Origin of the sequence: Coleofasciculus sp. F4-SAH-05, from assembly GCF_040222985.1 — a bacterium.
GTDB lineage: Bacteria > Cyanobacteriota > Cyanobacteriia > Cyanobacteriales > Coleofasciculaceae > Coleofasciculus > Coleofasciculus chthonoplastes.
This window is the reverse complement of sequence record NZ_JAVKBY010000099.1, coordinates 19,881-27,702: the sequence shown is the minus strand read 5'-3', so window position 1 is coordinate 27,702 and position 7,822 is coordinate 19,881. Positions and strand designations below refer to the sequence as shown.

Annotated in this window: 8 protein-coding genes; all 8 read left to right on the top strand. The window is 38.1% G+C overall.

The annotated features are described in order from the left end of the window. Positions 1-109 precede the first annotated feature (109 nt). The 8 genes from RIG27_RS13070 to RIG27_RS13035 all read left to right on the top strand — a co-directional run bounded on the left by RIG27_RS13070 (position 110) and on the right by RIG27_RS13035 (position 7,822). Positions 110-508 carry a hypothetical protein gene (locus RIG27_RS13070; RefSeq protein WP_446345736.1) on the top strand — a complete coding sequence of 133 codons (399 nt, stop codon included), beginning with the start codon at positions 110-112 and terminating at the stop codon, positions 506-508. Then, positions 505-1,077, top strand: a complete 573-nt coding sequence (locus RIG27_RS13065) for a class I SAM-dependent methyltransferase (RefSeq protein ID WP_446345734.1) — start codon at positions 505-507, stop codon at positions 1,075-1,077. Before RIG27_RS13070 ends, RIG27_RS13065 begins: the two co-directional genes overlap by 4 nt. A 10-nt stretch (positions 1,078-1,087) precedes the next feature. Further along, positions 1,088-1,780 carry a glycosyltransferase family 2 protein gene (locus tag RIG27_RS13060; RefSeq protein ID WP_446345732.1) on the top strand — a complete coding sequence of 231 codons (693 nt, stop codon included), beginning with the start codon at positions 1,088-1,090 and terminating at the stop codon, positions 1,778-1,780. A gap of 31 nt (positions 1,781-1,811) precedes the next feature. Then, entirely contained in the window at positions 1,812-3,626 is a 1,815-nt protein-coding gene (locus RIG27_RS13055; protein ID WP_446345731.1) for a hypothetical protein, read from the top strand. 32 nt (positions 3,627-3,658) lie between these two features. Further along, the gene (locus tag RIG27_RS13050) at positions 3,659-3,964 is read left to right on the top strand and encodes a hypothetical protein (RefSeq protein ID WP_446345729.1); all 306 of its coding nucleotides are present in this window, start codon (positions 3,659-3,661) and stop codon (positions 3,962-3,964) included. 7 nt (positions 3,965-3,971) lie between these two features. Further along, positions 3,972-5,351, top strand: coding sequence for a hypothetical protein (locus tag RIG27_RS13045; RefSeq protein ID WP_446345727.1), 1,380 nt, complete (start codon positions 3,972-3,974; stop codon positions 5,349-5,351). A gap of 153 nt (positions 5,352-5,504) precedes the next feature. Next, positions 5,505-6,398 carry a class I SAM-dependent methyltransferase gene (locus RIG27_RS13040; protein WP_446345725.1) on the top strand — a complete coding sequence of 298 codons (894 nt, stop codon included), beginning with the start codon at positions 5,505-5,507 and terminating at the stop codon, positions 6,396-6,398. Then, positions 6,395-7,822, top strand: a complete 1,428-nt coding sequence (locus RIG27_RS13035) for an FAD-dependent oxidoreductase (RefSeq protein WP_446345723.1) — start codon at positions 6,395-6,397, stop codon at positions 7,820-7,822. Before RIG27_RS13040 ends, RIG27_RS13035 begins: the two co-directional genes overlap by 4 nt.

The window sequence follows — 7,822 nt, the reverse complement described above, 5'->3', positions numbered from 1 at the left end:
CATGTCTAATTGAGCTTTTTTCTACTAAATGAGCTTTGACTATTTTTTCTCTGAAATCTACTGAATATGCTTTCATTGGCTATCCAACGCCTTAATCTCTGTTCATCAATTGTACTATGATATAGCGCAAAGCGCTGTATGTTTGCATCAAGTAACACCGGGAGAATCACCCATTGCCAGATATTTTGTACCTGTTTTACCTTTGTTATTTATTGGTATAGCTTATGCATTTTCCCTGAGTCGTTTTACAGAATTAATTTTTGGTGTTTTCTTGGCATATAGCTTGATAATTGGCATAATAATTTTCGACACTAGATGTAATGTTGTATCATGCCATAGTTGGATTGTAGAAAGATTAGAACAATGGACAGGTAAAGGACTACTGTTTAGAATTAGCTACTTAGAAACCCATGAATTAGTTGGTACTGTCATTTTTATTTTCTTGATTTTTACTATAGCGGTGAATCAATTACTTATTGACAATAAAAAAATAGGATTAAAGCAATGAAAAAAATAAAAGAACCTTTATTAGAACCACTGCTGCGATGGATGAGATTAAGGAGAGTGAAACCCCATATTCCTCAAAATTATATTTTACTAGATGTTGGTTGTGGTGTGTCAGCTACTTTTTTAAGGTCTATATCTAGTCATATAAGATATGGAGTAGGTGTAGATTTTAAAGTTCAGGTTTATCAAGGGGGTAATATTACAACAAAGCAACTAAAACTTAATAATTATTTGCCTTTTGATAATTCAAGTTTTGATGTAATTACAATGCTTGCAGTTTTGGAGCATATTGAATACGAAAAGGAAATTTTACAAGAAATTTATCGAATACTTGTTCCTAGCGGTAAGCTTATAATTACCGTTCCATCTATCTGGTCTCAACCTATACTAGAGTTTTTAGCTTATCGACTAAAGATAGTCAGTGAAGCAGAAATCAGAGATCATAAAAGATACTATACTCGCCAGTCTCTTGAAAAAATATTGATAGATGAAATTGGATTCCAAAATTTTCAACACCAATATTTCCAGTTGGGAATGAATAATTTCTGTACTGTAACGAAAAAGGAGTAACTATTTTAAAATGAAACTATCCGTTATCATACCTTGCTATAACGAAATAGGAACGATTGGTAAAGTTATTGAAGTGGTAAAAGCATCTCCCGTGAGAGATATTGAAATTATCATAGTTGACGACTGTTCAAAAGATGGTACAAGAGAACTCCTACAATCAAGACTAGAAGCCCAGGTTGAGCGTGTCATTTATCATCGAAAAAATCAAGGTAAAGGAGCTGCTTTACGCAGCGGATTTGCTGCTGCAACGGGAGACATTGTAATTGTCCAAGATGCTGATCTAGAATACGATCCTCACGAATATTCGCTCATGATCGATCCTATCCTTAAGGATAAAGCCGATGTCGTTTTTGGCTCACGCTTTCAAGGAGGTAGACCTCACCGAGTCGTATATTATTGGCACATGGTAGGCAACAAGTTTTTAACCACCTTGTCGAATATGCTCACGAATATCAATTTAACCGATATGGAAACTTGCTATAAGGCATTTCGACGAGAGATTATTCAATCCATCAAAATTCAAGAAAATCGATTTGGCTTTGAACCCGAAATAACGGCAAAGGTGGCGAAAACGAATTGTCGTATTTACGAAGTTGGCATATCCTATTATGGTCGTACCTATAAGGAAGGGAAAAAAATAGGATGGAAAGATGGCATTATAGCTATTTATTGTATCCTGAAGTACAATCTTTTAAGAACTTAAATTTTTGCTTTTAATTTTTGGTGACTGTATCATGAATTTATTCAATAAAGTAAATGAACTTAAGTATAAATGGAATAAATTTACCCCACGAGTAAAATGTCTGATTATATTTTTCATTAGTTTGACAATTTATTTAATAAATGATCGGACGATTAGTTCAGGTGATACAGTTCCTAACTCACTTTTGGTATTTAATTTATTAGAAAATCAAACCTTTAATTTTGATGCATTTAGAACCAGCTATTTTGCCAACGGTGGTTCTTTACATTATTCTTTTATAGAAGCACAGAATGGACATTTAACATCGGTATACCCCATAGGTGCAGCAATTTTAACGTCGCCTATATACGTAATTTTTTATGGGTTTTTAAAGCTATTTAATCTTCCCGTTGAATTAACGCAGTCAAGTTTTGAACCCTATAGATTGTTTTTTGAAAAGTTGGCAGCAAGTTTAGTAACAGCAAGTTCTGTGGTGGTCTTTTACTTAGCCTCTAAATTGAAATTCAGCGAAAAAATTGCAGTTATTTCAACGTTCATATTTGCTTTTGCTACAAATACATGGATGACGAGTTCTCAAGGTTTATGGCAACATGGAGCGTCTAACTTCGCTGTTATAGTTATTATATTTTGTTTACTCAAGGTTAATCATACGACTGTTCAAAAAAATAAATTGTTATTCTTAGTTATTGCAGGTATGATGGGGGGATTATTGCCGATAATTCGTCCCACAAGTACATTATTTTTAGTCGCAGCTTTAGCCTATTCTGTGGTAATAAATCGATTCAATAATTTGTTTTTCCTGTTAGGAATGCTATCGATATTACCAGGTTTAATGTGGAACCTTTACTACTTTAACAACTTAACAGGAGGATATTCCCAGGTTGGTCAATCTTGGTATTCATTTACTCTCGATACTTTTTTGGAATCTTCATTAGGTACTTTAATAAGCCCCAGTCGGGGTGTTTTACTATTTTCTCCTATCCTCATCTATTCTTTTATCGGAGCCTACAACCTATTTAAACATAGATTTAGGAAAGATGAGCAATTAATCCTATGTATGACGACTGCAGTTATCCTATTATTTTTTAATTACTGTTTCTATCTGGTGTGGTGGGCTGGACATAGTTATGGTCCAAGGTTCATGACCGATATTATGCCTGTTGCTTGCTATGTCATAAATTACTCTCTGATTGATGTCACCCAAAAACCTGTTATTTATAAAAAGAAAATTTTTAGTTCTTTTGTATTTTTATCACTGCTGATGTTTTCGTTATTTACTCAGATCGTAGGCGCATTTGGTCATAAAGGTTTTGATTGGAATGGTTATCCTCTCAATATAGATACCTACAGATTTAGACTTTGGCAACTAAAAGATAATCAGATAGAAAGACATGCCAAGGCATTATTCCACAGACTATTTGCTCCTCCGGTAAAGAGTAACAAATATATCAATGGTCTGAGTGGAAGTATAGAAGCGATAGAATTTGCTAATCAAAAAATGACAAATAAAAAGTTGCTGCTGTCAGCAAAATCAGAAATCTTACTAAAGGCTAAAGTTAAAAATACAGGCTCTTCTCAATGGTTTGGCTATCAGTCAGCGCTTCGTAAAGGAGAAACCCGCGTCAGAGTGGTTTTCTACGATATCCAAGACAATTTAGTCAAGGAAAGCTACTTATATGTATCGGGTTTAGTCAGTCAAGGCGAGACAACCCAAGCAATTGGAACGGTTGTTATCCCTGAACAACCAGGAGTATACAAAATGGTTTTTGAATTGGTTTCTGACCATAACGTTATGTTTCCCGAAAATTCGGACAATCCCTATAATTTGCAGATTGTGGTAAAATAATCTATAAAATTAGATGAAATCGGGTTAAAGCAATGAAAATCAATACTACATTAGTTTTTGCCGTATTACTTTTGCTAATTGTCCTAATCCTACCTGATTCGGGTCAAGGAGAGATTGTGCAACTGAGTTGGTGGGATCAAAGTGTTTTTTTAAAGGCACTTCAAGACGTTTTGGCAGGAAAAGCGTCGGGTTCAGTAGAAAATGGTCTTGTGGGTTCTGGCTATATAACGTTAGGCGTTCTTGTCACTAAGCTTTTTTCTACAGAACCCAAAAATTCTCTAGTCTTACTTAATCGCTTATCATTTACATTAACGACGTTAGTCTTTTTTTTTAGCTAAATTTTTAATGTATTATGCCTTAAATCAAGAAAAAAAAAACCATGAAACTTTATCTATAAGCTCAAAAATTAAAACAGCAAACTTAATTGCATTTATTTATAGCTTAACCGTCATATTTTCAAGTAATTTTGTATCGTTTTCAGATATTCCTTGGTCTCATTTTCCAGCTACGCTGATGGGCATATCTTGTATTTTATTAATTTTTTATATTGAAGACAGTTATAAAAAACGACATTATAGAAAAATATTATTTGGGTTGACTCTTTTGGGTTTTTCCCTAGGACTCCTAGTCCAAATTCGTTCATTTGAAGGAATGGCTTTACTCTTAGGTATAGGAATTTGGTTATTAGTGTTAGCGCTGATGTATCCTATAACAACACTACAAAAAATAAAGTCTAGTGTTAATGATTTTCAGCTAATCAAATATACTACTGTCTTAGGTTTATCCTTTTTAGTAACCTTTTTAACCAGCCAAATTATTACTCGTCAAAAAACAATAAGCCTACTATATTTTGGCTTAAGAGACAATAATCCTGTTTTAAGAGAAATGTATAAAACTTACCCGGATATTTTTCCAGTTAAATTTGTTCAACTCTTTATCGATCCAAACTTTTTTAGCTTCAATCAAAACTACGAAATAAATCCCTTAATTTTTGGGTTTAACTTTGATGTTTTTAAAATGCCTTTTTTATTACAAATACCATTTTTAATCTATGCCATACCAGCCACTTTTACTCTATTAATCTTTTCTGGATATAAAAAAAATATTAAAACTCTACTAAAAAAAGCAAGTTTTGTAATTCCTTTAATTACTGGATTAATCTTAACGGTTGCCTATCTGGGGAGTCCGCTGTTTGGCAGTCCGCATTTAAAATATGGGGTGGTTCGCAACATGATGTTAGTAACCTGGTGTCTGGCATTAGTAGCAGGACCCTGGCACTTTTTCCCAAATCTTTTACCTTTAAGTCGTCGCTTTTTTACTCAATGTTTAGTCTGTGTGTGTATTCTACCTATACTAATATCTGTAGTCTATGGACAAATAATTGTTCACTATACGGGGTTTTGGGAGTTTGAAAGAATGCACATCAAAAAAATAGAGTTAGAGGAGACTTGCCGGGGTCTGATCTGTTCCTTAACTGTTAACAGCTATAACAATCAAGGACAAGTCATAAAAATTCCTAACCAACGTTATATAGTTGCCGGAAGTTGTCCCTCAACGGGAAAAAGAATGGCAACAACTGTGAGTCCAGATCAATCATTCACGCTGCTTCCTTGCTCAGAACGTTATCAGGTCGATGTTTATCCGATTAATATGGGATTTGCGGGAACCCCAGACCCAGAAATGCCTATTTCGTGGCAATTTACCCCGCCACCTTCTCAGCAATAGGACTTACGCACTCACACCATATATATTGGTTAAGGTGCGTTACGCTACGCTAACACACCCTACAGATAGGATCTTTGCGTAAGTCAGAATAAATAGAGATGTTATCGGCAACGACGTTAACCCATTTGACTAAACAATAACATATCCTAAGTTATGAAAATTGAAGTGCTTTGTCCGGTTTGTGACTCCAATCAAAACAAGGTTAAGTATGAACCCTGGATAGACATTCAAGATCCCCAGACGCTTTACGGCGCCGCCTCAGGTGTTCCGGGGACTCAACGGCTGGTTGAATGTGAAAACTGTGGCATGATTTATGAGACTCCCCGTTTTCCCGATCCGGTTATTTTACAAGGGTATCTGCTCTCTGAAGAATCCGGACATGATAGTCAGTATCCGATGCGCGTCGAAAGCTTTTATCGAACCTTATTATCCCTGGGTTCTCGGATTCCAGCAAAAGGAGCAACGGTGCTGGATATTGGTACGGCTGGGGGAGCCTTCTTGGAAGCGGCGCAAAGGTTTGGTTATCAGGCTGTGGGATTAGAACCGTCCCAGTTTTTAGTCGAACAAGGGAGAAAACGCGGACTGAAGATAGAACAGGGAACTCTGGACAATCACCCCTTTAAATCGGCATCATTTGACCTAGTATGCCTTTGGGATGTGATCGAACATCTAACCAATCCCCAAGCCGCACTTGAGCAAATCCAAACATTACTCAAGCCAGGAGGAATTCTACTGATTAACTATCCAGATATTGGCACTTGGCAGGCAAAATTAGCAGGTCGTCGATTTTGGTGGATTATTTCCGTCCATCTGCATCATTTTACCCGCCAGACTCTCAGCATGATTTGCCAACGCACGGGTTTTCAGGTGTTCCATTTTCAACCCTACTGGCAAACGTTACAATTTGGTTATTTGGAAGATATGGCAATTCTCTATAAGATTCCGTTGAGTCAGGTGTTGAAACAACTTACTCCCCGGTTGATTCAACAGATTCCTATCCCTTATTATGCCAGTCAAACCACGGCTCTGGCGCGAGTTAAACCATGACAGTTTATATCCTCGGCGGTGGACCGGCTGGGCTAGCCTTAGCTCATGGTTTAACCCAAGATAGCAACGCCTCTTTTGTTCTGCTGGAACGGGGGTCGAGTTTGGGTGGACTTGCCCAAACCATTCATTGGTCAGGAAACGGCTGTCATGACTTAGGTCCTCATAAAATTTTTACACTCAATCAAGACTTAATGACGCGAGTTGAACGCCTTTTGTCTCCTGAAGACTGGTTGACTCGTCCCAAGAAAAGTAGTATTTTTATTGGCGGTTACTTTCTACCCTATCCCCCCTCACCGTTTTCTCTGATTCAGGTGTATGGGTTAGCCTCGTTTGCGGCAATGGTTTGGGACTATGGACTAGCTCAGCTTGGTTCTGTGCTTACCTCAAAAAGTCCCCTAACCTTTGAAGCTGATTTGCAGGGGCGGGTAGGGAAAAAACTCTATGAGGCTTTGTTTAAGCCAATTGCGCTAAAACTCTGGGATGATCCTGCTCAATTAGATGTCAAACTGTCTCAAGGACGAGTGCAAACCCCATCCTTAATGGAATTGGTGAAGCGATCGCTAAAAATTAGCCAATCGAGTAATTTTGAAGCGTTAGAATTCCGCTATCCCCAAGGCGGACTGCAAAAACTGTGGAAGGCGATCGCGACTCAAACCAGCCACCAAGGTGAGTATCGGCTAAATCAGGAAGTGTGTCACCTTAGTGTGGAAAATAATACCATCCGCAGGATTCGTTATCGCGATCGCGTCACCGGATCGGTTCAACAGATTCAGGTGAACCCAGATGACTGGGTGGTGTCTACACTCCCCCTACTCAAACTCACCGAACTCATGGGTGATGCGCTTGAACCAACCACAACGGCTCGGATGCAGGAGATTATTCAGCTCAACGACCTGATCCTGGTATTTTTAAAGATAGACCAACCGAGCTTGTTGGATGAGTCTTGGATCTTTGTTCCTGACTCAAACATCGTGTTTCATCGGCTCAGCGAACAGGAATCGTTTGATCCACAGATGACTCCAGGGGGTAGTATTATTTGTTGTGAGGTGATGGGTTCAAAAACCAGAGCCATGGGTCAACGTTGTGACAGCGACTTAATTGCCCTCACCCAGCAGGGGTTAAAGGATATGGGGTATACTGGATTTTCCGTACTGGATCAGCGTGTTATCCGCCTCCCTTCCTCCTATCCTGTCTATAAATCAGGGTTTGAGCCTGTCTTAGACGCGATCCTTAGTCAACTGGATCACTTCGCTAATTTTCGCACCATCGGTCGTCAAGGTTCCTTTAACTATATCGGGACGCTAGATGCGATGGACATTGGCTACGGTGCGGCTCAATGGCTGATTCGGCAAATGACCGGACAGCAAGAGTATAGCTGGAAACAGGAACGGGAAAGAACCAGTCATTATCCAGTCCTTGATTAG

What these genes read in the sequence shown, in the direction of transcription:
- RIG27_RS13065 (WP_446345734.1), top strand. Translation starts at nt 505, where the DNA reads ATGAAAAAAATAAAAGAACCTTTATTAGAACCACTGCTGCGATGGATG.
- RIG27_RS13060 (WP_446345732.1), top strand. Translation starts at nt 1,088, where the DNA reads ATGAAACTATCCGTTATCATACCTTGCTATAACGAAATAGGAACGATT.
- RIG27_RS13055 (WP_446345731.1), top strand. Translation starts at nt 1,812, where the DNA reads ATGAATTTATTCAATAAAGTAAATGAACTTAAGTATAAATGGAATAAA.
- RIG27_RS13050 (WP_446345729.1), top strand. Translation starts at nt 3,659, where the DNA reads ATGAAAATCAATACTACATTAGTTTTTGCCGTATTACTTTTGCTAATT.
- RIG27_RS13045 (WP_446345727.1), top strand. Translation starts at nt 3,972, where the DNA reads ATGTATTATGCCTTAAATCAAGAAAAAAAAAACCATGAAACTTTATCT.
- RIG27_RS13040 (WP_446345725.1), top strand. Translation starts at nt 5,505, where the DNA reads ATGAAAATTGAAGTGCTTTGTCCGGTTTGTGACTCCAATCAAAACAAG.
- RIG27_RS13035 (WP_446345723.1), top strand. Translation starts at nt 6,395, where the DNA reads ATGACAGTTTATATCCTCGGCGGTGGACCGGCTGGGCTAGCCTTAGCT.